The sequence below is a fragment of the Hydrogenophaga sp. genome (genome assembly GCF_030373225.1).
Lineage (GTDB): Bacteria > Pseudomonadota > Gammaproteobacteria > Burkholderiales > Burkholderiaceae_C > Hydrogenophaga.
This window is the reverse complement of sequence record NZ_JAUCZG010000011.1, coordinates 79,683-103,122: the sequence shown is the minus strand read 5'-3', so window position 1 is coordinate 103,122 and position 23,440 is coordinate 79,683. Positions and strand designations below refer to the sequence as shown.

The following is a 23,440-nucleotide window of genomic DNA, read 5'->3' as shown; positions in this document are numbered from 1 at the left end:
GGACGGGCATGGAAACAGCCGAAGTCTGCGACACTGCAAACCACCGGGCAAACCCCCGCACTCTACACGCCCAACCCATCGAGACACACCCTTCGACCCATGGAACTTTTTCCCCTGCCGGCCTTCAGCGACAACTACATCTGGACCTTGAGCGACGGCCAGCGCGCGCTGGTGGTGGACCCGGGAGAATCCGACGGTGTGCTGGCCTGGCTCGATCAACACCGGCTGCAGCTCGACACGATCCTGATCACCCACCACCACGCCGATCACACCGGGGGCGTGGCAGCGCTGCGCGAAGCCACGGGTGCACGGGTGATCGGGCCGGCGTACGAGCCCATGCCCGAGCCACTGCAGCGCGTGGGCGCCGGTGAAGAGGTCGAAGCGCTCGGTCTGCGCTTCGAGGTGATCGAGGTGCCAGGCCACACCGCCGGCCACATTGCCTTTTTTGCCGCCGGGGCCGAAGGCTCACCCTTGCTGTTCTGTGGCGACACGCTGTTTTCGGGTGGCTGCGGTCGGCTCTTCGAAGGCACGCCCGCGCAGATGCTCGACTCGCTCTCGCGGTTGGCCGCGTTGCCGTCGGCCACGCGCGTGTGCTGCACCCACGAGTACACGCTGTCCAACCTGAAGTTCGCCCAGGCGATCGAGCCCGAGAACGACGACCTCACCGCTTACACACGGCACTGCCAGCAACAACGTGCCCTGAACTTTCCCACCCTGCCCAGCTCCATCGGGCTGGAGAAACGCATCAACCCGTTTCTGCGCACGGCAGAGGCGAGCGTGGTGCAGGCGGCCCGGTCCCACGAGCCGGCCACCGCTGCCGATGCCGTGTCGGTCTTCGCCACGCTGCGGACCTGGAAAAACAACTTCAAATGACCCAAGCTTCCGATTTGCAGACACGCCCTCTCCCTTTTCCGAGCCAGCACCGCTGGCGTGCCGCTGCCGCCCTGGCCCTCGGCCTGTTCCTCACCGGTTGCGCCACGGTCGACACCGGCTCCGCCAGCAGCACCCCTGTGGTTCAAGACCCCGTGGCCACCGCACCGAGCGGGCCGCGCCTGCCCTCCTACCGGCTGCCCGGCAACATCCCGCTGAGCGACATCGGCGTGGCCAGCACCAGCGTGCCACCCGTGGCCACACTGGCCGCCCCGGCCGACCTGTGGGAGCGCATCCGCCGCGGCTTTGCCATGACCGACCTCGACAGCGATCTGGTGCGCGACCAGGAGCGCTGGTACGCCACGCGCCCCGACTACATCCAGCGCATGACCGAACGGTCGAGCCGCTACCTGTTCCACATCGTTGAAGAGATCGAGCGGCGCAACATGCCGATGGAGCTGGCGCTGCTGCCCTTCATTGAAAGCGCCTTCAACCCGCAGGCGGTGTCCAGCGCGCGCGCCGCCGGCATGTGGCAGTTCATGCCCGCCACCGGGCAATCGTTCGACCTCAAGCAGAACGCCTTTCGCGACGACCGCCGCGACGTGCTGGCCTCCACCCGCGCAGCACTCGACTACCTGCAGCAGCTGCATGGCCGCTTTGGCGACTGGCACCTGGCGCTGGCCGCCTACAACTGGGGTCAGGGCAATGTGAACCGTGCCATCACCAAAAACCAGCGCCTGGGCCTGCCCACCGGCTACACCGACCTCAACATGCCGCTGGAGACGCGCATGTACGTGCCCAAGCTGCAGGCGGTGAAGAACATCATGGCCCGGCCCCAGGCTTTCAACACCACCCTGCCCCAGATCGGCAATCACCCGTTCTTCGACACCGTCACCCTCGAGCGCGACATCGACGTCGCGGTGATCGCCCGCCTGGCCGAGGTGAGCGAGGCCGACTTCCGCGCGCTCAACCCGTCACTCAAGCAACCGGTGGTGATGGCCGCCGGCACACCCAACATCCTGCTGCCCTGGGACAACGCGGTGATCTTCCAGAACCAGCTGCAGACCCACACCGGTCCGCTGGCCAGCTGGACGGCCTGGGTCGTGCCCGCCACCATGACCGTGGCGCAGGCCGCTTCGCGCGTGGGCATGAGCGAGAGCGAACTGCGCGCGATCAACAACATTCCGCCGCGCATGAGCCTGCGCGCCGGCTCCAGCCTGCTGGTGCCGCGCACCGGCCAGCGCAACAGCGACGTGCCGCTGCACGTGGCCGACAACGCACGGCTCAGCCTGCAGCCCGATGTGGTGCTGCGCCGCTCCGTGGTCAAGGCGCGCAAGGGCGACAACCTGGCGCGGCTGGCACAGCGCTACGGCGTGAGCGCGGTCAGTGTGGCGGGCTGGAACAAGCTGGCGGTGAACGCCGCCCTCAAGCCCGGTCAGCGCGTCACGCTGATGCTGCCGCACAGGGTCTCGAAGGCGGCGTCCGGCAGCGTGCCGTCGAAGAAGCAGGCGGCGAGTTCCGGCAGCACCCGCAAAGTCGCCAAGACCGCCGGCAAGCCCACCAAGGCCAAAGCCAAGGCCGTGGCCGTGGCCGGCAAGAAGTCACCCGCCAAAGCCGCCTCGTCCAGCGCCAAGACGCGCGTGGCCGACACCGGCCAGGTGAACAAAAAGCCCTGAATCGGCGGCGCCTTGCCTCAGGCCTTGAAGCGGGCCTTGGCCTTGCGCGCGAACACGTTGGTGAAGGTGCTGGCCAGGTCGAACCGCTCCATCGAACCGGGCTCGTCGAACTGGGCCACCAGGCGCGCTGCGATCTCCGGGCCTCCGGGAGGCATCACGCCGTCCGGTGACCATGCCTCCCGCGCGCGGTTGAATGCGGCCAGGTAGAGCGAACGATCACCCTGGAAATACCGCTCCGGCACCACCCTGACGATGTCCGACGGGCCGGCCGTCTGCAGCCATTTGAGCGCATGCACCATGGCGTCGGCCATGGACTGGCTGGCGCGCGGGAACTGGGTGAGGAATTCGCCGGTGGCGCACAGACACGCCGAGGGCATCGGCCCACCGAACACATCGGCATTGCCGCGCAAGCTGCGCGTGTCGGCCACCACACGCAACTCACCCGCCTGCTCCAGGTGGGTGATGGCCGGGTCGGGGTAGCTGATGGCGTCCAGCGTGCCGTTGCGAAAGGCGGACACCGCCGCCCAGGCATTGGGAATCGCGACGAACTGCACATCGTTGGTCTTGAGACCTGCGCCACTGAACACCGCGCGCGCCACCCGGTGCGAAGTCGAGCCCAGCGCCTTAACACCGATGCGTTTGCCCCGCAGGTCGCGCACCTGGCGGTAGTGCGGCATGGTCCTGGCCGACACACCGACGACGATCTGGGGCGTGCGGGACTGCAGCACGAAGGACTGCAAGGTCTGGCCGCGCATCTGCCAGGCGATGGTGCTGCCGTAGGAGCCCGAGACGGCGTGGGCGGCACCCGACATCAGCGCCTGCAAGGACTGCGCGGCATCGGGGAAGTCCCTGAGCTCGACGTCCACGCCCTCGCTGGCAAAGTAGCCCAGCCGATCGGCAACCGTCAGGGGAAGGCACGAGAAGTCGGAGCGGTTGTCCACCGCAATCACCAGCCTGGGCGCCGTGCGTGGCAGCGGAGTGGCCGGCGGCGACGTCAGTTGGGCGCGCCCTTGCGGAAGCCCCGCTGCCAGGGCCATGGCAGCGGCCGCCCGACCCCAGTCTCTCCGATTCAACATGCCGGATCTTCCTCTCTGTATTGCTTTATGAATACACAGAGCCTAGGTGGGCCACCAAAAACCCGCATCGGGACCATTCCCGAGCGGGTTTGTACGGAGCGAAATCAGGGTCTTTTTTGCAAGCCGACGTAACCGGCCCGGTGCCTGCGGTCGCTGCGCTTCAGGCGAACAGGATCGCGACGTTCGCCACCAGGGCCAGCACCCAGACCAGCGTGCGAACCGTGGCCATGTCGGCCACGTACATCATGATGTAGAGCAGGCGCAGCACGATGTAGAGAAAGGCCAGCACATCCAGTCGCAACTGGGCCGCGCCGAGCTGGTGAGCGATGATCACGGCCCCGATGAAGAACGGCAGCGCCTCGAAGCTGTTGGCCTGGGCCGCATTGGCACGCGCGCGCCAACCGCCCTGCTTCTCCAGCCATTGCCGCGGATGGTTGTTGTCGTAGCCGCCCTCGCGCTTCGGCCTGGAAAACGTGCCCCACTTGGCCAGCCCGGCGCACAGGATGGGCAGCAGGGAGGCCACCAGCACGCACCAGTAGGCCACGGTCAATCCCGCCAGTTTCATGGATGAATTCCTTCAAGAAAATGCATCGGGTGGCTTCAGCGCCGGTCCACCAGCGCGTGCGCGATGGTGCCAAGGTCCACGTATTCCAGTTCGCTGCCCACGGGCACGCCGCGCGCCAGCCGCGTGACCTGCACGCCACGTCCTTTGAGCGCCTGCGCGATCACGTGGGCAGTGGTTTCGCCCTCGGCGGTGAAGTTGGTGGCCAGGATCACCTCACGCACCTCGGACACGCCGGTCGGCGTCTGCGCCGGGGCATCGATGCGGTCGAACAGCTTCTGCAGGCCGATGTCGTGCGGTCCCACGCCGTCGAGCGGGCTGAGTTTGCCCATCAACACGAAGAACAGCCCCTTGTACGCGCCCGTGCGCTCCAGCGCGGCCTGGTCGGCTGGCGTCTCCACCACGCACAGCTGGCTGCGGTCGCGCCGCGGATCGAGGCAGGTGTGGCAGATGGCGTCTTCGGTGAAGGTGTGGCACAGCGCGCAGTGCTGCACCGTGGCAGCCGCGTGGTCCAGCGCGCGCGCCAGCGCCAGGGCGCCTTCACGGTCGTGCTGAAGCAGATGAAACGCCATGCGCTGGGCCGACTTCACGCCCACGCCGGGCAGGCGGCGCAGGGCCTGCACCAGATGTTCGAGGGAATGGGCTTCGGCCATGCGCAGGAGCGGTGGCCTTCAGAAAGGAAATTTCATGCCGCCGGGCAGGCCGGGCATGCCGGCGGTGAGCTTGCCCATCTTCTCGGCCGAAGTCTCTTCGGCCTTGCGCACCGCTGCGTTGAAGGCCGCAGCCACCAGGTCTTCGAGCATGTCCTTGTCGTCGGTGAGCAGGCTGGGGTCGATGGTGATGCGCTTGACATCGTGCTTGCAGGTCATGAGCACCTTCACCAGTCCCGCGCCCGACTCGCCCGTGACCTCCACGAAGGCCAGTTCGTCCTGCGCCTTCTTCAGGTTGTCCTGCATGGCTTGCGCCTGCTTCATGAGGCCGGCGAGTTGTCCTTTGTTGAACATGCTGTGTCTTTCTTGATGGGAATGAATGGGGGAAGGTCTCAGGCCCGTGCGGCCTTGAGCGTGCCAGGGACGATTTTGCCGCCAAAGTCGCGCATCATGGTCTGCACGAAGGGATCGCCCATGATCTGCGCTTCGGCCTGACGCTGCAGCCGCTCGGCCTCCAGCGCGAGGCGTTTGGCCGGCGAATCGATCACCGTGCCGATCTCCACCACCAGGCGCACCTGGTGGCCAATGGTCTGCAGGGCAGTGGCCAGCCGCTCGCGGCTGTTGCCCTGGTTGAGCGACTCGCGCTCCACACGCAGCACCCAGCGGTCGGTGTCACGCGCCACCAGCTGCGACTGCAGGCCGAGCTCACGGACCAGCGCAGCAATCGCCTCGCTGCGCACCAGTTGCATGACGGCCTCGAACCAGAAGTCCCCTTCTTCACTGGGGGCCATGCCCGAGAGCGCAGCCGGTGCGGCCTGGTTGCGGGCCTGCGGCTGGTCGAGCCGGCCCGGCTCACCCGCGTCCCGCACCGGAATGGCCACGGTGCGGCTCGCGGCGGGCGCGGTCTCGCTGGTGGAAGCTTCTTCCCACGGTGGCCCGTCGTCTTCGGGCCAGGGCGCCTCGTCCATGTCGGGCGGGGCCGGGACCGGGCTGGCGATGGCGACCCCGGGAGCGGGCCCGGCCACGGCAGCAACCACCGCGGGCGCCGACACCACAGCGGGTTTCAGGACGGGTGCTGCAACGGCCGGCGCCGCCAGGGGCTCAGGCGCGGCCTCAGCGGGTTTCAGAGTTTTTTTTTCCGTGGTGGCGCTGGCAGCACCCGCGGGCTTGAAGGCCAGCAGCCGCAGCAGCACCATGGTCAGACCCGCGTACTCGTCGGGCGCAAGACCGAGTTCGGTGCGGCCATGCAGGCACAGGCTGTAGAGCAGCTGGGTTTCATCGGCGGGCAGGCTGGCGGCCAGACGCTGGATCTCGACCTCGTCGGGATCCTCCAGGCCATCGGCCGACACACGGCCCGGCACCGCCTGCAGCACCGCCATGCGCTGCAGCACCCCGGTCATGTCTTCCAGCGTGGTGGCCGCATTCAGCCCGTTCAGGCGCAACGCATCGATGGTGTCCACCACGGTGGCGCCATCACTGCGGGCCAGTGCATCGATCAGGCGCAGCACGTACGAACGGTCCACGGCGCCGAGCATCTGGCGGACCGTGGCCTCCTGCAACTGCCCCCCACCGAAGGCGATGGCCTGGTCGGTGAGGGAAAGCGCGTCGCGCATGGAGCCGCGCGCCGCGCGCGAGATCAGCCGCAAAGCCTGCGCCTCGGCAGGCACCTGTTCGGCCTGCAGCACCTGCAGCAGGTGCGCCTGCACCGTCTCGGGCGCCATCGGCCGCAGGTTGAACTGCAGGCAGCGCGAGAGCACGGTGACCGGCACCTTCTGCGGATCGGTCGTGGCCAGCACGAACTTGAGGTACTCGGGCGGTTCTTCGAGCGTCTTCAACATGGCGTTGAACGCCGTGTTGGTCAGCATGTGGACCTCGTCGATCATGAAGACCTTGAAGCGGCCCTGCACCGGCTTGTAGACCGCCTGCTCCAGCAGGGCCTGAACCTCGTCCACGCCACGGTTGGAAGCGGCGTCGAGCTCGGTGTAGTCCACGAAGCGGCCGCTGTCGATGTCGGTGCAGGCCTGGCACACGCCGCAAGGCTCGGCGGTGATGCCGCCCTGCCCGTCGGCGCCGAGGCAGTTGAGCGACTTGGCCAGGATGCGCGAGACCGTCGTCTTGCCCACGCCGCGCGTGCCGGTGAACAGGTAGGCGTGGTGCAGGCGCTGGGTGGTCAGGGCATTCGAGAGGGCTTGCACCACATGGCCCTGGCCCACCATTTCGGTGAAATTGCGCGGGCGGTATTTGCGGGCCAGAACGACATAGGACATGCGTTCGATTCTAAGCGGCGGGTTCCCGGTCGCAGCCCTGCGCCGCGCTGGCGCATCGCCTACAATCACCCTCGACGGGCCTTCCCGCATGGTGAAGCGGCCAACCGGGTCAGGTGGGGAACCAAGCAGCCCTAACTGTGAATCCAGTGCCGGGGTCAAGGCTCGTCACCTTCTTCTCAAGATTCGGTCGACCTGTCGCAAGGGCTTGACCCTTTCGCAGATCGGCTGCCCACCCTCCCATCGATCGTGATACAAGCGGCGGCAAAACCAGCGAGGTGGAGCCATGGGGAAGGTGTGTGCGAAGTGTGGAACCAACAACCGCGACAAGGCCCTGTTCTGCATGGGCTGCGGCGGGAAATTGACCGCCTTGCAGGGTCCGGCGTCGGCTGAAGACACGGCGTCAAACACGACCCCACCGCGCGCCGCAACCTTCCCACCCGACACAGGTCAGCCCGCTGCTGGTGTGAAGCCGCCGGCCGCAGGCAGCACGCTCTCGAGCCACCGCCTTCTCTCGCTGGCGGGCCTGCTGCTGGCAGCCGCTGCACTGGCGATCTGGTTCCATCTGCACCAGCAGAAAGGCCGGTCGATCCCGGCAGCGCCGGTGTCCGCGCCGGCACAACGGCTGCCATGCCCCCGCAGGCACCGCCCACCAGCGCGCCGGATGCCCGAACCCCCAGCCCCACGCAACAGCCGGTGGTCGACCCTGCCGCAGCGGCCGCCGGGCTCGAGGCGGAGCAGCGCCTGAACGCATTGAAAGCACAGAACGCACGGCTGAATCAGCAACGCCTGGAACGCGAGCGGCGCGAGCGCGTGCTGGCGGCTCAGGAGCAGGCCCGCGCGGTGCAGGCCCTCGAGCGGCAGCGCGCGGAGCAGGCACGCCGCCAGGCGCAGACGCCACCCGCGCAGCCGGCCGCTGCGCTGCCCGCTGCGCCCGCCGCAGCGCCACCCGAGGCTCCGGCGCTCAACGTGGCCCGCCTGTGCGAACCGGCCGGCAATTTTTTCGCGCGCGAGCTCTGCCGCCTGCGCGAATGCCGCAAGCCTGCTCTGGCGAACGATCCGGTGTGCGTGAGCTTCCGACAGATGGAAGAAGCCAACCGGGCCAGGCAACAGAACAACTAGTCTGCCTGCGCCACCGGTGCAGGCGAGATCCAGCGACCGACACCCTCCCCCGCCGCCACGCCGCTGGCCAGACAGGCCGTGAGCAGGTAGCCACCGGTGGGGGCTTCCCAGTCCAGCATTTCGCCCGCCACAAAAAGGCCCGGGCGCCCCTCCACCATGAGGTCGTTGTTCACGGCTTCCCAGCGAACGCCGCCGGCGCTGCTGATCGCTTCATCGATCGGTCGGGCCGCGCACAGGGTGATCGGCAAGGCCTTGATGGCGGTGGCCAGACGCAGCGGATCGTTGATCGCGTCCTTGTCCAGCACCTCGTGCAGGAGGCCCATCTTGATGCCGTCGAGACCGAGTCGGCTCTTGAGGTGGTTCGACAGGCTGCGCGACCCGCGCGGGTGGCGCACCTGGGCCAGCACCTGATCGGCACTTCGGTCGGGCAAGAGGTCGAGTTCGAACGTGGCCTGGCCGTTGCGCGCGATCTCTTCGCGCAGCAAGCTGGAAGCGGCGTAGATCAGACTGCCTTCAACGCCGGTCGTTGTCGCGACGAACTCGCCCTTGCGGTGGAACCCGTGGCCCAGGCTGTCGGTGGCACGGATGGCGACCGACTTGAACGGCTGGCCTGCGAACCGCTCGCTGAAATGCGCGCTCCAGCCCCGGGCCAGGCCGTGGGCGACCGAGCCTGCCACATCGAACCCGCAGTTGCTCGGGCGCAGCGGGCTCACCGCCACGCCCTCCGCCTGCAGCCAGGGCTGCCAGGCGCCGTCGGAGCCGAGACGCGCCCAACTCGCCCCGCCCACGGCCAGCACGGTGGCGCGGCTTTGCACGTTCACCCGGGCGCCGGGCGCATCGAACACCAGCGTGTCGCTGCCCGGCCCGGCCCACCCCAGCCAGCGATGGCGCATGTGGAACACCACGGGCACGCCGCCGGCTGGTGGATGGCGCAACCGCTGCAACCAGGCGCGCAGCAAAGGAGCGGCCTTCATGTCGACCGGAAACACGCGGTTCGACGTGCCCACGAAGGTGTCGACGCCCAGACCGGCGGCCCAGTCGCGCACGGCTTGCGGCCCCCAGCGCTGCAGCAGGGCCGCCACCCGGCCTTGCGCCGTGCCGTAGCGGGTGACGAAGGTCTCCAGTGGCTCGGCGTGCGTGAGGTTCATGCCGCCCTTGCCGGCAAGCAGGAACTTGCGCCCGACCGAGGGCATGGCGTCGAACAGGTGCACGGCCAGACCGGCGCGGCTGAGCACCTCGGCGGCCATCAGGCCGGCAGGACCACCGCCGATGATGGCCACGTCGAGAGTCAGGGATGGCCGTGCGCCGGGGTCGGTCATGGAGCGATCGGTGTGTCCTGCAGTTCGATCAGTCGACCGTGCAGGTTGATGAAGGCCAGGCGCACCACGGCGCCGGGCCGCGCAGCTTGCACCGCGCGTCGGTAGCGCTGCATCTGGATCAGAAGGTCCTTTTGCTGCTGCGGGTTTTCCGCGCTCTTGAAATCGAGCACCCACCAATCGCCGGTGTCGGTGCGGCGCACCAGCCGGTCCAGTCGCAGCAGCTCACCGCCGTGGAAGATGTCGACCTCGTTGCCGGTGGCGTCGACCATGGCACCGTCCCAGGCCCAGGCGGCTTCTCCCTGCACGATGCGCCGTGCCATCGCCTGTGCCTGGGCGGCCTGGGCCGGGCTCAGCGCGAACTCCAGGGACACGGCACGGGTGTGTGCGGCCGTCCAGTCGAAAGCCTGCGCACCGGTGGGATGCCACTGCAGCAGCCGGTGCAGCGCCAGTCCGATGCGGGTGCGTTCGTCGTCGGCCAGCGGAGCCACCTGGGTCACCACCGCCGTGCCGGGCGCTTGCGCCAGCGGGGGCAGAACAGGCAGGTTGAAGGCGTCGGGCAACGGTCCCGCCGCACCCGCTGTCGGCAACGCTGCGGCGGGCAAGTCCAGCGGCCGGGTCAGTGGCAGCAGGCGCTCGTACCAGGTGGGGGCAGCGCCGCGCGCATGTGGCTCGAAGCTGGAAATCACCAGGCGCGTTTCGGCCCGTGTGAGCGCCACATACAGGGCATTGAGCTCTTCGAGCGAGCGGGCCTGTTGCTCCACCGCCAGCGCGGTGGCCGCGCAGGCCGGTGGGTTGCGCTCGCTCGCCAGAAACACGAAGCGCCGCGGCACGGGCGCCTCGCCCGGCCAGTCGATCAACACGCCCATGCTCTCGGGCCGCGACGGACCGGTGTCGGTGTCGAGCATGAGCACGGTGTGGGCCTCCAGGCCCTTGGCGCCGTGGATGGTGAGCAGGCGCACCGCGCCGCTGTTGTGCGTGGGCGTGGCCTTGATGCCGCCGGCCTTGAGCGCGCGCACGAAACGGTAGGGGGTCAGAAAACGCCCGCCGTCCTGCGCCAGCGCGTTGGCCAGCAGGTCGCGCAGCTGGGCCAGCACCCCGGCTCGCTGGCTGGCGGGCACGGCCCGGGCGAAACGCGCCAGCACGTCGCCATCGCCATAGATGGCCGACAGTGCATCGTGAGGCGGCAGGCCCTGCACCCAATGGCGGTAGCGAAGCAAGCGCACGGCGGACGCGGTGAACGCCAGCGCCAGCGGCTCGGACACTGGCGGCAACGCGGCGCGCTCTGGATCTGTCAGGGCAGCGAAGCGCTGCAGCACGGCCCACCATGAAGGCTTGGTCGGCCGGGCGTCTGCGCCGGGGCGCACCGTCCAGTGCTGCTGCAGGCGAGCCAGCCAGGCCAGCGCATCGTCGCTCCAGCCGAACAGCGGTGACTTGAGCGCGCGCGCCAGGCTCAGGTCGTGGCGGGTGGACACCAGGGCGTCGAGCAAGGCCACCACGTCCTGCACCGCCGGGGCTTCGCACAGGTCGAGTTTCTCGGGCTGTTCGCTGGCGATGCCGCGTTCGCGCAGCGCCTCGAACATCCAGGCCAGCCGCTCGCGCCGGCGTGCCAGCACCATCACGCCGTCGGCGCTCAAACGACCCGCGCCGATCTCGCCGGCCAGCCAGTCGGCGGCCTGGCGCGCCTCCAGCGCCGACAGCGTGTCCTCCATCAGCACCCGGGGGGTCACCAGGCTGTCGCGCCAGCTGGCGACATCACCGCCACCGCCGCGTTCGCGCGCGCTGCGCAGCACCTGCGGCAGGGCCACCACCTGCCCGGCCTCGAGGCTCTCGGTGGTGTGCGGCCGGAAATCGCTGCTGTAGTCCCCCGCCTGCACGGCCGCCAGCATGGCGCTGTTGAGCACATCGACGACGGCCCCCGCGCAGCGGCGGGTGTGGTCGCAAGTGAGCAAGGCGCCCGAGAGGCCTTGCACCACAAAAGCCTGCGCGGCCTTGAACACCTGCGGCTCGGCGCGGCGGAAACGGTAGATCGACTGTTTCGGATCGCCCACCAGAAAGACACACGGCGCTTCGCCCGGTCCGGCGCCCGCATAGGCCGAGAGCCAGCCGTAGAGCGCCTGCCATTGCAGCGGATTGGTGTCCTGGAATTCGTCGATGAGCACGTGGCGCACGCGCGCGTCGAGCCGCTGCTGCAGCCAGCCCGACAGCTCGGCGTCGCCCAGCAGGCGGCGCGCGGCGGTCTCGACGTCGTTCATGTCGACCCAGCCGCGCTCGCGCTTGAGGTCGGCAAAACAGGTCAGCAACACCCGTGTGAGCCGGGCCATGCGCTGGTGGTGCAGCCAGGCCTGCTGCTGGGACCGGGCGGCCAGCACCCGCAGCGCGGTGTCCTGCGCGGCACGAACCTGTTCGATGCCGGCGATCTTGTCGCTGAACTTGCGCGGCTCGTTCTTCTGCGTGAGCAGGGTCTCGATCACCCGCGCGCCGTGCTGATCGGTGAGGGCCTGTTCCAGCTCCGACCCCTTGGCGGCAAAGGACGCGGCGCTGGCCTGCCCGAGCGCCACCGCGGCGGCCGACAGCAGCTGGCGGTTGGACGCTTCTTCGACCAGCCAGCGAAGCGGGTCGTCAAAACCTGTCATCCCGGGGAACTGCTCGACCATCGTTGCCACCGAGCGCTGCACCACGCCGGCGGCATCGGCCAGCGCAAATTCCACGCGCTTGTGCAGCGCCTTGCGCAGGGCCTGCCCGGCCTGATGCCGGCCGTGTGTGGCCACCGCGTCCACATAGTCCTGGCGATCGGACGCGCTGACGGCCAGGGCGCCATAAAACCGCGGCCACACCTGGTCGATCACCTGTGTGTCGTCTTCGAGCAGTTCGTACTGCACCGGCAACTGCAGCTCCTGCAACACCGACAGCGGGGCGCCACGCAGCAAGGCCGCGAACCAGCCGTGAAAGGTGCGCACCTGCACCGGCCGGCCCAGCGCCGTCACGCGGGCGTGCAGGCTGCGGGCTTGCGGCGCGCGGCGTTCGGCCTCGGTGGCCGGCAGGCCGCGCTGCCGCAGCGCGGCCACCAGTTCCGCGTCGGACAGACCGGCCCAGCGGCGCAGCTCTTCGCCCAGGCGCTTGCGCATCTCGCCGGCGGCCTTGCGGGTGAAGGTGATCGCCAGAATGTCCTGCGGCGGGCAGCCATCGAGCAGCGCGCGCAGGATGCGCGAGACCAGCATCCAGGTCTTGCCGGCGCCGGCACAAGCTTCCACCGCGATGCTGCGCGCGGGGTCACAGGCCAGCGCATAGAAAGCTTCGCGAGTCACCGGCGCACCATCGATGCTGTAGGCGGCGGTGTCGTTCATGGCAAAGCTTTCGGGGCGCGGGTCAGCCCGGGCGTGTACCGGCGGGCGCTCATGCCGGGCTCCAGAAATCCTTGCGGCACAGGCCACGCGCCTTGCAGAACTCGCACACCCGGCCTTCGCCGAGCGCGGGCATGGGATGCCCCGCCGCCACGCGCGCCATGTCGTGCGAGAGTCCGGCGCGCAGGTGCTCGCGCGCCTCCAGCACACCGGTGTGCTCCACCAGCCGGGTCGCGCCGTCGTTGGCTGCGGCACCGGGGCGGTCGTTGATGCTGAGGTAGGCCGCGCGCAAGGTGTCGTCGGGCAGCAGCGCGGCATAGAACGCCAGCTGCACGTCTTCCAGCGGCTCCTTCAGGCGATCGGTGGTTTTGCTGCGACGCTCGGTCTTGTAGTCGATCACGAACGGGATCGGACCCTCCGGGCTGTCCTGCGCATCCACGCGGTCGAGCTTGCCGTAGAGCTTCCACGGGCCGACGCTGGCGGTCATCACCGCTTCGGCCTGCACGAAGCGGGGGCCGGGTCGCTCGGCCGTGGCCTCGAACGTGGCCAGCCATTGCAGGTACCCATCGCGCGTGGCCGGCCAGGTCACCTCATAGGGCAGGAAGCCCGCACCACCCTCGCCCGCGTTCAGGCCCATGGCAGTGGCGGTCTCCAGGGCGAGCCGGTCGAGCGAGGCGCGATCGGCCGCCTCGCCCGGGCGGGCATCGCCGCGTTGCTCGTGAAAGGCGCGCAACACCGCATGCAGCCAGTTGCCCATGTCGCGCTGGTCGGGCTCCAGCGCCAGCTCGGACGCCTCGACCAGCCGCAACTGGCGCAGGGCAAAGAACCGGTAGGGGCAGTCGCGCAGGTCCTGGTAGGCACTGGCCGAGAGCGCTGCGGGCAACACGTCGCCGGCCGAGGGCGAGGGGCGCAGCGAGGGCGCCGACAGCAGCGCCGTTGACGGGCGCGGATCGCTGCCGTGGCGGGCATCCTGCGCCGGCAGGGCCAGCACCCAGGGGCTCGGCATCACGGGCTCACCGAGCTCCTGCGTTCGCCACAGCACATCCAGACGCGGCATGCGAAGCAGCGACTGCCAGCCGCTGGCCGCCGCCAGCGACAGCGCCTCACGCGAGGGCAGACCCAGCAGTTCGCGCTGGGCAGACGTCCACGAGCCGGGCGGCTCGGGGCTGGGGTCGAGATGCACCTCGTCGCACCCGGGCACCACGGTGGCGGCAAAGCAGCGGCCGAGCAGTTGAGCCATGGGCAGGATGACCACCGACGCTTCGCCAGCGCCACGCGGCAGGAAGGTGGCGCCCTCCAGCACCTCGCGCACCCAGGTCGTGAACGCGGCCAGCGGCAGACGCGCAGCAGCACGGCCGGCACCCGCAGCGGGCCCTATCGCCGAGAGCTCGGCCGCTGCGCCTTCGTCCAGCCGCAAGACCCGCACGGCCTGCTGACCCGCCGCATCGGCCTGCAAAGCGTCCCACAGCCCGGTGGCCCTCAAGGCCTGCGCCACGGCGTCCAGCCAGGCCATCAGGCTGCGCGGTGACTGCAGGCTCTCCAGCAACGCGTGCAGACCCTCGGGCAAGGCGGCACTCAGGCTGGCGGTGCGCACGGCGGCGCGCCATTGCGACACACCCGCCTCGCGCGCCAGCTGCTCCAGGGTGAGCACCGCTTCTTCCGGCCAGCGAGTGGCCTGCTTGAGCAGATCGAGCACGTCGTCCATCGAGGCGCGCGGCGAAGCTGCGCGCAACAGGCTCATGAGTCGCGCAGCGGCATGGGTGGTGGAGAGTTTCCAGCCGGTCTCGTCGCGCACCGCCACGCCGGCGCCGTGCAACAGGGCGCTGACGCGACGCGTGAGCAAACGGTCGGTGGCGACCAGGGCCACGGGCTGGTGGCCACGGTTGATCTGCGCGATCACGCAGGCGGCGGCGCGCTGCGCCTCGTCTTCGGCGTCATCGCAGGCGTGCAGCGTCGCGTCCGTCGGCCGGTGGGCCGGCGCGTGGACAGCGGTCCACGGCAGGCTCCGTGCGCGCGCGCCCCAATGCTCGACCAGCGCACCTGCCAGCGGATCGGTCTGAAACCCTTGCAGCACGACCAGCGTCTGCGCGCCGGTGCCGGGGCTGGCTTGAGGACTCCACAAAACGTCGGTGGCGTAGGCGGAGGTGCTCGCCCAGGTCAGCGCCAGCGAGGCCACCAGCCCCTCCCACTGCAGCGAGGCCGGACCGGGCAGCAGATCGGGTTGCAGGGCTTCGGCCCAGGCGGTGCGCCGCTGCGGCGGCACCGCCGCAGCCAGGGGTGCGAGCTGTCGCGCCGCCTCCACGAGGCGCCGCACCATCACGGCACGCAATTCGGCGTCGGCCCGGGCCGGCGCCACGCGGTCGATGAATGCGCCGGCCACGAGGATGTCGCGCGCCATGTCCATGCTCAGGTCGGTTGCGCCCGGCACGAAGGGCTGCAGTGAGGCCGCCCAGTTTCGACTGGATTCGAACCGTGGTGGAAAACCGTCGGGATGGCGGGCCGACCAGGCGCGTCGCCCCACCTCCATGAGTTGGGCGTAAGGCACGAGGAACACAACACCTCCCGGCTCCAGGCCACGCTCGGCCAGGTCACGCGAGAGGGTGTCGATCAATGTGGACCAGTGGCTGGCACCCGCGGCGGTCTCAGGCACGGATGCGTCGGCAAGACCGGACTCGGCAGGCGGTTTGGCTGGCGTCATGAAAAAGGGGTTTCTGTCACAATGGCCCGCACTGGTTGGCGCTGTGGTGACCTTCAAGCCCTTGAAGCCCGCGCGAGAGCCCAAACTTTAACCTCCCCGTTCAACGTTTTTTAGGATGAATCATGGCGAGCGACCTGATCAAACATGTTTCCGATGCAAGCTTCCAGGCCGACGTGCTGGAAGCGCAGGCGCCCGTCCTGGTCGACTTCTGGGCCGAGTGGTGCGGCCCTTGCAAGATGATTGCCCCCATCCTCGACGAGGTGGCCGGCTCCTATGACGGCAAGCTCAAGATCGCCAAGCTCAACGTGGACGAGAACCGCGATGTGCCGGCCAAGTTCGGTATCCGCGGCATCCCCACGCTGATGCTGTTCAAGGACGGTCAGCTCGCCGCCACCAAGGTCGGCGCCATGAGCAAGGCCCAGCTCACGGCCTTCATCGACCAGCAACTGGCCTGATTGCCTGGAAGGTGTGCCCGGGTGCAACGCCCGGGCACCTTTTCAGCGGCTTTGTTTTCCTGTCATAATTTCCCGCAGGCGGATCCGACAGACCCCGCCCTTCATTTGCGTACCGTCCGACTACCGGACGCCAGCGCCCCCTCCCCCGGTTCCCGACTCAACTCCCTCCCGGAGTGAATTCCATGCACCTCAACGAACTCAAGGCACTGCACGTGTCTGAAGTCCTCAAGCAGGCAGAAGCGCTTGAGATCGAAAACACCGGCCGCATGCGCAAGCAGGAGCTGATGTTCGCCATCATCAAGAAGCGCGCCAAGGGCGGCGAACTGGTTTACGCCGACGGTGTGCTCGAAGTGCTGCCCGACGGTTTCGGTTTCCTGCGTGCACCCGACACCAGCTACACCGCCAGCACCGACGACATCTACATCTCGCCCAGCCAGATCCGCCGCTTCAACCTGCACACCGGCGACATGATCGAGGGCGAAGTGCGCATTCCGAAGGACGGCGAGCGTTACTTCGCGCTCAACAAGCTCGACAAGATCAACGGCCTGCCCCCGGAGGACAACAAGCACAAGATCATGTTCGAGAACCTGACGCCGCTGTTCCCCAAGGAACAGATGCGCCTGGAACGCGACATCAAGAGCGAAGAGAACATCACCGGCCGCGTGATCGACATCATCGCGCCCATCGGCCGTGGCCAGCGAGCGCTGATCGTTGCACCGCCCAAGAGCGGCAAGACGGTCATGATGCAGCACATCTGCCATGCCATCTCGGCCAACCACCCCGAGGTGGTGCTGATGGTGCTGCTCGTGGACGAGCGCCCGGAAGAAGTGACCGAGATGCAGCGCACCGTGCGCGGCGAGGTCATCGCCTCCACGTTCGACGAGCCGGCGGCCCGCCACGTGCACGTGGCCGAGATGGTGATCGAGCGCGCCAAGCGCCTGGTCGAGCTCGGCAAGGACGTCGTGATCATGCTCGACTCCATCACCCGGCTGGCCCGCGCCTACAACAACGTGCTGCCCTCCAGCGGCAAGGTGCTCACCGGCGGTGTGGACGCCAACGCGCTGCAGCGTCCCAAGCGCTTCTTCGGCGCAGCACGCAAGATCGAAGAAGGCGGCTCGCTCACCATCATCGCGACCGCACTGGTCGACACCGGCTCCAGGATGGACGAGGTGATCTTTGAAGAATTCAAGGGCACCGGCAACTGCGAGATCCATCTCGACCGCCGCCTGTACGAAAAGCGCGTGTTCCCTTCGATCCAGCTCAACCGCAGCGGCACCCGCCGCGAGGAATTGCTGCTTCAGCCCGAGATCCTGCAGAAGACCCGGATCCTGCGCCAGTTCATGTACAACATGGACGAAATCGAAGCCATGGAGATGGTGCTCAAGAGCATGAAGTCGACGAAGAACAATTCGGAGTTCTTCGACATGATGAGACGCGGAGGGTGACCCCCCTGCTCGCCTGACGGCGCGTCCACCCTGAAAAGGGAGGCAACACCTGACACCCGGCGAAGCCGGTTCCTCGGTGTTTCTGGCCAAAGACCCCTCGCTGCGGCAATGAGGGCGCGCCTGCGGGCTATAATCTGCGGCTTTACCAAACGCGACAAGTACAGGGGAATGGTTCCCTTGCGGCTGCCGCACCTGAACCTCAAGGACACGTCATGAAAGACGGCATTCACCCCAACTACCGCGAAGTCTGCTTCCAGGACCTCTCCAACGGCTTCAAGTTCGTGACCCGCTCCTGCGCCAACACGAAAGAGATGATCAAGATGGAAGACGGCCGCGAGCTGCCGCTGTACAAGCTCGACACCTCGAGCGAATCGCACCCCTTCTACACCGGCACGCAGAAAAGCGTGGACAACATGGGTGGTCGTGTGGAGCGTTTCCGCAACCGTTACGGCAAGACGGCACCCGCTGCGAAGTAAGCACGCGGCCGGCTTGCGCCTTCGACAGCGCAACGCCCTGCACAAGAAAAGCAGCTGCTTGTCCGGCTGCTTTTTTTTCGCCCTCTCCTTGTCGCACCGCCATCCCGGGCGCCTTGTATATTCCCCGCAGTGAACCAGCCCACCCCTGCCATCGTCACCCAGTCGGCCGTGCGCCGCCTTCCGCGGATTGCCCTGTTCCTGTTCTGCGTCGCCTACGTGCTGCCAGGTTTCCTGGGCCGTGAGCCCTGGAAGAACGCCGACGTGTCCGCCTTTGGCGTGATGCTGGAGATGGCCGCCGGTCACAGCGGCTGGTGGAGCCCGCAGGTTCTGGGCGTGGCGGTGGAAGAGGCGGGCCCCCTGCCCTACTGGCTCGGGGCGGTGTTCATCAAGCTGCTGCCCTTCTTCTCGCCCGAATTCGCCGTGCGGGTTCCGTTTGCCCTGCTGCTGGCCCTCACGCTGGTGTGCACCTGGTACACGGTCTACCACCTCGCCCGCCAGCCGGCTGCGCAGCCGGTGGCCTTTGCGTTCGGCGGTGAGGCCAGACCCACCGACTACGCGCGTGCGCTGGCGGATGCCGGCTTGCTGGCGCTCATGGCCTGCCTGGGCCTGGCCCAGCTGTCACACGAAACCACCCCCGATCTGGCAAGACTGGCGCTGGTTTCGCTGTTGCTGCTGTCGGCGTCGCGCCTGGCACACAGCGGTCAGCGGCATCCGCTGCACAGCCTGGGACTGTGGAGCACGGCCTTGCTGGCCTTGATGTTCAGTGGGGCGCCATGGATCGCCATCGTGCTCGGCGGGGGCCTGCTGCTGATCCTGTGGCTGTCGCGCCGCCAGCCAGGCGAGTCCGACAACGACGGGCTGACCGACGAGGCGCCTGCAACCGCTGATCCACTGATCTGGGCGGCGGTGCTGCTGGTGCTGATCGCGGGCAGCGCGGCACTGGGCGGGCAGGTTCCACGGCCCGGCCTGCAAACGGCATTTGCCGCGATCCAGTGGCAGAGCTGGGGAAAGCTGCTCGTCTGGTTCACCTGGCCCGCGTGGCCGCTGGTGCTCTGGACACTGTGGCGCTGGCGCAATCAGCTGCTGCGCCCGCATGTGGCACTGCCCTTGTGGGCGGTGCTCGTGAGCGTGGTCGACAGCGCGCTCTCGCCCGAACGCGACCGCGCCCTGCTGCTCGCACTGCCGGCCCTGGCCGCGCTCGCTGCGTTTGCGCTGCCCACGCTGCGCCGCAGTGTTTCGGCGCTGGTGGACTGGTTCACGCTGTTGTTCTTTTCGGGTTGTGCGCTGGTCATCTGGGTGATCTGGGTGGCGATGCAGACCGGCGTGCCGGCCAAGCCGGCGGCCAACGTGGCCAAGCTGGCCCCGGGCTTCGTGCCCGAGTTCTCCCTGGTCCTGTTTGTCATCGGCGCGGCGGCCACTGCGGCCTGGCTCTGGCTGGTGGCATGGCGCGTCGGTCAGCACCGCCAGGCCCTGTGGAAGAGCCTGGTGTTGCCGGCTGCCGGCAGCACCTTGTGCTGGCTGTTGCTGATGACGCTCTGGTTGCCACTGCTGGATTTCGGCCGCAGCTACGGCCCGGTCTCGCGCCGCATTGCCACCCTGGTACCGGCGCAGGGCTGTGTGCTGGTGGATGGTCTGAGCCAGGCGCAGATCGCTGCCTTGCAACACCACGGTGGCCTCAAACTGGTGCGTACCGGCGGCGAGCCGGCTGCGGATTGCCAGAGCCTGGTGGTGGCGCCGGCAAGCCAGCGCACGCTCGACCAGCGCGTCGAGCTCACCCAGTGGGCGTTCAAGTCCACCGTGAGCCGCCTCACCGACACAAAGGAGAGCCTGCTGGTCTACCAGCGCGTTGGCAACTGATGCCCTGCTGGCTCAGCCGATGACGTGATCGCGCACCCGGTTGGGCGGCAAGGCGATCGCGAACCGTGAGCCTGCTCCAAGCGCACTTTCGGCATCGATGTGTCCACCGTGGCGCTGCGCAACATGCTTCACGATGGCCAGGCCCAGCCCGGTGCCGCCGGTTTCGCGCGAGCGGCTGCGATCCACGCGGTAGAAACGCTCGGTCAGGCGCGGCAGATGCTCGGCAGCGATGCCCGGCCCGGTGTCCTTGACGAAGAACTCGGCCCAACCGTCAGAGCGCAGGCGCCACCCGGTCTGGATGAGCCCACCTCCGGGCGTGTAGCGCACCGCGTTGCTGAGCAGGTTGGACATGGCGCTCAGGAGTTCGGTCTTCGCACCCGACACCCAGATGGCCGGACCCGGCATCGGCTCGATCTGGTGGGGCACGGCAGAAATCGCCTGGGTCAGACCCCTGGCTTCCTGCACCACATGGCTGAGCAGTTCCTCGCCCTCGATCCATTCGCCCGGACCGGGCGCGGGGCTGCCTTCGAGCCGGGAGAGCGTGAGCAGGTCGCTGACCAGCGTCTGCATGCGGTGCGCCTGCTGGCTCATGAGGCCGAGGTAGCGGGTGCGATCGGCCTCCTCCAGGGGAATGCTCTGCATGGTCTCGACGAAGCCGCTGAGCACGGTCAGCGGCGTGCGGATTTCATGCGACACGTTGGCCACAAAATCCCGGCGCATGGTTTCGGCGAGCTGCACGGCGGTCACGTCGCGCGTGAGCATGAGCTTTCGTTTCTTGCCGTAGGGATGGATCTGCAGCGAGATCTTGGTGGGCTGCGAGGGCCGGGGTCCGGGGCCTTCAATCTGGATCTCGTGGTTGAACTCCCCGCCGGCCAGGTAGGCGGTGAACGCCGGGTTGCGCACCATGTTGCGCACATACTGGCCCAGGTCGCGCTGGGGGTCGAACCCCAGGTGGTTGGCGGCCGTGAGGTTGGACCACTCGATGCGGCCCGCGGAATCGAGCAGCACCACCCCGTTCGGCGACGCCTGGATGGCGGCCAGAAAGTCTTCCAGCCGCGCATCGCTGTTCTGCGCCTTCTTCTCGAGTTTCTTGATCAGCTTGCGCGCCCGGTCGACCATCTCGCCCCAGGCGCCCGAGAGGCGCGGCTGGCGCGTCACATCGGCCTTGTTGAGCCAGCGCAGGAAACTGCGGGCGCGCAAACCGTCGATGACGGACCAGGCCAGGGCACCCACGAGAGATCCGGCGAAGGTCCAGCCGGGAGAATCCTGTGTCCAGCCCAGCACCGCGCCGAATGCCACGAGCAGCAGGAGCTCGATTGCCCGCCGCGTCATGCGGCGGATATGGGAGCGCCTTGCGCCGGTCGCCCGGTGTTGTTCATGGAGGTGAGCCGGTAGCCGGCACCACGAACCGTTTCGATCATGCCCGAGGCCTCACCCAGTGATTCCCTCAGTCGTTTGACATGCACGTCCACGGTTCGCTCCTCGATGAAAACATGGTCTCCCCAGACTTTGTCGAGCAGCGTACCACGGGTGTGCACCCGTTCTGCGTGCTTCATGAGGTAGTGCAACAGCTTGAATTCGGTCGGCCCGACCTTGAGTTCGGTGCCGCGAAACGTGATGCGGTAGGTGGCCGCGTCCAGTGCCAGCTCACCCACCTGCACCGAGTCGTTGACGATCTCGGGCGCCCGCCGGCGCAACACCGCACGGATGCGGGCCAGCAGCTCCTGGGTGGAGAACGGTTTGGTGATGTAGTCGTCGGCACCGGCATCGAGTCCCTGCACCTTGTCGCTCTCGTCGCTGCGCGCGGTGAGCATCAGGATCGGGATGGTCTTGGTGCGTTCGTTCTTGCGCCAGGCCCGGGCGAGCGAGGCACCGCTTTCACCAGGCAGCATCCAGTCGAGCAGGATCACGTCGGGCAGCACGGCATCCACCTCGCGCTGGGCGGCGGCACCGTCAAACACGACCGTGGGGGCAAAGCCGTTGTGGCGCAGGTTGACCGCAATCAATTCTGCGATCGAGGGTTCGTCCTCGACCACGAGGACTCTGGGAAGTTTCCTCATCCGACCACCGACTCCACGCGCGACATCGGGGTGTGTCGCACGTCTTCTCCCTTGACGATGAAGATGATCTGTTCGGCGATGTTCTTGGCGTGGTCGCCGACGCGCTCGATCGACTTGGCCAGGAACAGCAGGTCCAGGCTGGGGGAGATGGTGCGAGGGTCTTCCATCATGTAGGTGATGAGCTTGCGCAGGAAGCCGTTGTATTCGTTGTCGATGGCGTTGTCACCCTTGATGATGGCCACTGCCATGGTGGTGTCGAGCCGGGCGAACGAGTCCAGCGTCTTGCGCAGCAGGGCCGAGGCCAGGTCGGCGGCCATGCGCAGTTCGTAGCTGGGCAGGTTGCGTGGGGACCCGTTTTCGATGATGGATTTGACCATCCGCCCAATGCGCGCCACCTCGTCGCCAGCGCGCTCCAGGTTCTGCGTGGTGCGCGAAATCGCCATGAGAAAGCGCAGGTCGCGCGCGGTCGGCTGGCGCCGGCCGATGGTGGAGATGATCTCGTGATCGATCTGCATCTCCATCTGGTTGATCCGGGCCTCGTTCTCGATGACCTGCTCGGCCGACTCCAGGCTCATGTGCACCAGGGCATAGACCGCCTGATGGAGCTGGGACTCGACCAGGCCACCCATCTCGAGGACCTGGGTGGAGATGGAGTTCAACTCGGCGTCGAACTGGCTGGATATGTGTTTGTCGCTCATGAAGGCTCTCCCGTGGTGGCTCGGAACTGACCGATTTCGATTGCCCGGCCGTTCAGCCGAAACGCCCGGTGATGTAGTCCTCGGTCTCGGTCTTGGCGGGTTTGAAGAAGATCTGTTCGGTGGAACCGAACTCGATCAACTCACCCAGGTACATGTAGGCGGTGTAGTCGCTGCAGCGTGCGGCCTGCTGCATGTTGTGCGTCACGATGGCGATGGTGTAGTCCTGCTTGAGCTCGTGCACCAGTTCCTCGACCTTGCCGGTGGAAATCGGGTCCAGCGCAGACGTGGGTTCGTCCAGCAGCAGCACGGACGGCTTGACTGCCACGCTGCGCGCGATGCACAGGCGCTGTTGCTGACCACCCGAGAGCGACAGGCCGCTCTGGCTGAGCTTGTCCTTCACCTCGTTCCACAGCGCGGCCTTGGACAGGGCCCATTCCACGCGGTCGTCCATCTCGCTCTTGCCCAGGTTCTCGTAGAGCTTCACGCCGAAGGCGATGTTGTCGTAGATCGACATGGGAAACGGCGTCGGCTTCTGGAACACCATGCCGATGCGCGCACGCAGCAGGTTGATGTCCTGCTTCTCGTCCAGGATGTTCTGGCCGTAGAAGTTGATCTGACCCTCGGCGCGCTGCCCCGGATAGAGGCTGTACATGCGGTTGAGCGTGCGCAACAGGGTCGATTTGCCGCAGCCCGATGGGCCGATGAAGGCGGTGACCTTGCGCTCCTCGATGTTCATGTTGACATCCTTCAGGCCCTGGAACTTGCCATAGAAGAAATTGAGGTTGCGCAGTTCGAGCGCATTCTTGGCGGCGACGGCGGGCTGGGCTGCAGTGGCGGTGGCGGTGTTGGGCATGGTCAGGTCCGGATCTAG

Annotated in this window: 19 protein-coding genes and 1 other RNA gene; 8 read left to right on the top strand and 12 right to left on the bottom strand. The window is 67.7% G+C overall.

Annotation, left to right across the window (positions count from 1 at the left end):
• Positions 1-99: 99 nt before the first annotated feature.
• Together gloB and QUV35_RS08490 are read left to right on the top strand one after the other, a co-directional pair.
• The gene (gloB, locus tag QUV35_RS08495; RefSeq protein ID WP_300872665.1) at positions 100-873 is read left to right on the top strand and encodes a hydroxyacylglutathione hydrolase; all 774 of its coding nucleotides are present in this window, start codon (positions 100-102) and stop codon (positions 871-873) included.
• Entirely contained in the window at positions 870-2,546 is a 1,677-nt protein-coding gene (locus QUV35_RS08490; protein WP_300872663.1) for a transglycosylase SLT domain-containing protein, read from the top strand. Before gloB ends, QUV35_RS08490 begins: the two co-directional genes overlap by 4 nt.
• A gap of 17 nt (positions 2,547-2,563) precedes the next feature.
• On the opposite strand, the gene QUV35_RS08485 is transcribed toward QUV35_RS08490, so the two are convergent.
• The 5 genes from QUV35_RS08485 to dnaX all read right to left on the bottom strand — a co-directional run bounded on the left by QUV35_RS08485 (position 2,564) and on the right by dnaX (position 7,101).
• A complete protein-coding gene (locus tag QUV35_RS08485; protein WP_300872661.1) occupies positions 2,564-3,622 on the bottom strand; it encodes an ABC transporter substrate-binding protein in 1,059 nt (352 codons plus the stop codon).
• A gap of 160 nt (positions 3,623-3,782) precedes the next feature.
• Entirely contained in the window at positions 3,783-4,187 is a 405-nt protein-coding gene (locus QUV35_RS08480) for an MAPEG family protein (protein WP_300872659.1), read from the bottom strand.
• 35 nt (positions 4,188-4,222) lie between these two features.
• Entirely contained in the window at positions 4,223-4,837 is a 615-nt protein-coding gene (gene recR, locus QUV35_RS08475; protein WP_300872657.1) for a recombination mediator RecR, read from the bottom strand.
• Positions 4,838-4,855: 18 nt separating this feature from the next.
• A complete protein-coding gene (locus QUV35_RS08470; protein ID WP_300872655.1) occupies positions 4,856-5,188 on the bottom strand; it encodes a YbaB/EbfC family nucleoid-associated protein in 333 nt (110 codons plus the stop codon).
• A 38-nt stretch (positions 5,189-5,226) separates the two neighbouring features.
• Positions 5,227-7,101: a DNA polymerase III subunit gamma/tau gene (gene dnaX / locus QUV35_RS08465; RefSeq protein ID WP_300872653.1), complete on the bottom strand. Its 1,875-nt coding sequence runs from the start codon at positions 7,099-7,101 to the stop codon at positions 5,227-5,229.
• 73 nt (positions 7,102-7,174) lie between these two features.
• Between dnaX and ffs the strand changes: the two genes are divergently transcribed.
• Together ffs and QUV35_RS08455 are read left to right on the top strand one after the other, a co-directional pair.
• An RNA gene (gene ffs, locus QUV35_RS08460) (signal recognition particle sRNA small type) lies at positions 7,175-7,271 on the top strand.
• 457 nt (positions 7,272-7,728) lie between these two features.
• A complete protein-coding gene (locus tag QUV35_RS08455) occupies positions 7,729-8,220 on the top strand; it encodes a hypothetical protein (RefSeq protein WP_300872651.1) in 492 nt (163 codons plus the stop codon).
• Here the strand turns inward: QUV35_RS08455 and QUV35_RS08450 are convergent.
• From QUV35_RS08450 to QUV35_RS08440, 3 genes are read right to left on the bottom strand one after another with little or no spacing between them, the layout of a single operon-like run.
• A complete protein-coding gene (locus QUV35_RS08450) occupies positions 8,217-9,539 on the bottom strand; it encodes a TIGR03862 family flavoprotein (RefSeq protein WP_300872649.1) in 1,323 nt (440 codons plus the stop codon). The genes QUV35_RS08455 and QUV35_RS08450 overlap by 4 nt on opposite strands.
• On the bottom strand, positions 9,536-12,883 hold the full coding sequence (locus QUV35_RS08445; RefSeq protein ID WP_300872648.1) for an exodeoxyribonuclease V subunit beta: 3,348 nt from the start codon (positions 12,881-12,883) through the stop codon (positions 9,536-9,538). Before QUV35_RS08445 ends, QUV35_RS08450 begins: the two co-directional genes overlap by 4 nt.
• Positions 12,884-12,932: 49 nt before the next feature.
• Positions 12,933-15,578 carry a PD-(D/E)XK nuclease family protein gene (locus QUV35_RS08440; RefSeq protein WP_300872646.1) on the bottom strand — a complete coding sequence of 882 codons (2,646 nt, stop codon included), beginning with the start codon at positions 15,576-15,578 and terminating at the stop codon, positions 12,933-12,935.
• Positions 15,579-15,700: 122 nt separating this feature from the next.
• Between QUV35_RS08440 and trxA the strand changes: the two genes are divergently transcribed.
• The 4 genes from trxA (at position 15,701) to QUV35_RS08420 (ending at position 19,811) form a co-directional block, all read left to right on the top strand.
• On the top strand, positions 15,701-16,033 hold the full coding sequence (gene trxA, locus QUV35_RS08435) for a thioredoxin TrxA (protein ID WP_300872644.1): 333 nt from the start codon (positions 15,701-15,703) through the stop codon (positions 16,031-16,033).
• Positions 16,034-16,215: 182 nt separating this feature from the next.
• Entirely contained in the window at positions 16,216-17,478 is a 1,263-nt protein-coding gene (rho, locus tag QUV35_RS08430; RefSeq protein WP_056274742.1) for a transcription termination factor Rho, read from the top strand.
• 212 nt (positions 17,479-17,690) lie between these two features.
• On the top strand, positions 17,691-17,954 hold the full coding sequence (locus tag QUV35_RS08425; protein WP_300872641.1) for a type B 50S ribosomal protein L31: 264 nt from the start codon (positions 17,691-17,693) through the stop codon (positions 17,952-17,954).
• 129 nt (positions 17,955-18,083) lie between these two features.
• Positions 18,084-19,811: a hypothetical protein gene (locus QUV35_RS08420; protein WP_300872639.1), complete on the top strand. Its 1,728-nt coding sequence runs from the start codon at positions 18,084-18,086 to the stop codon at positions 19,809-19,811.
• Between the two features lie 12 nt (positions 19,812-19,823).
• On the opposite strand, the gene phoR is transcribed toward QUV35_RS08420, so the two are convergent.
• Genes phoR through pstB form a run of 4 tightly spaced genes read right to left on the bottom strand, consistent with a single transcriptional unit; the run spans position 19,824 to position 23,422 of the window.
• On the bottom strand, positions 19,824-21,143 hold the full coding sequence (phoR, locus tag QUV35_RS08415) for a phosphate regulon sensor histidine kinase PhoR (RefSeq protein WP_300872637.1): 1,320 nt from the start codon (positions 21,141-21,143) through the stop codon (positions 19,824-19,826).
• Complete coding sequence (gene phoB, locus QUV35_RS08410; protein ID WP_300872636.1) at positions 21,140-21,871, bottom strand: phosphate regulon transcriptional regulator PhoB; 732 nt, start codon at positions 21,869-21,871, stop codon at positions 21,140-21,142. Before phoB ends, phoR begins: the two co-directional genes overlap by 4 nt.
• On the bottom strand, positions 21,868-22,569 hold the full coding sequence (gene phoU / locus QUV35_RS08405) for a phosphate signaling complex protein PhoU (protein ID WP_300872634.1): 702 nt from the start codon (positions 22,567-22,569) through the stop codon (positions 21,868-21,870). The genes phoB and phoU overlap by 4 nt, the downstream gene beginning before the upstream one ends.
• A 52-nt stretch (positions 22,570-22,621) precedes the next feature.
• On the bottom strand, positions 22,622-23,422 hold the full coding sequence (pstB, locus tag QUV35_RS08400) for a phosphate ABC transporter ATP-binding protein PstB (protein ID WP_300872632.1): 801 nt from the start codon (positions 23,420-23,422) through the stop codon (positions 22,622-22,624).
• Between the last annotated feature and the right edge of the window lie 18 nt (positions 23,423-23,440).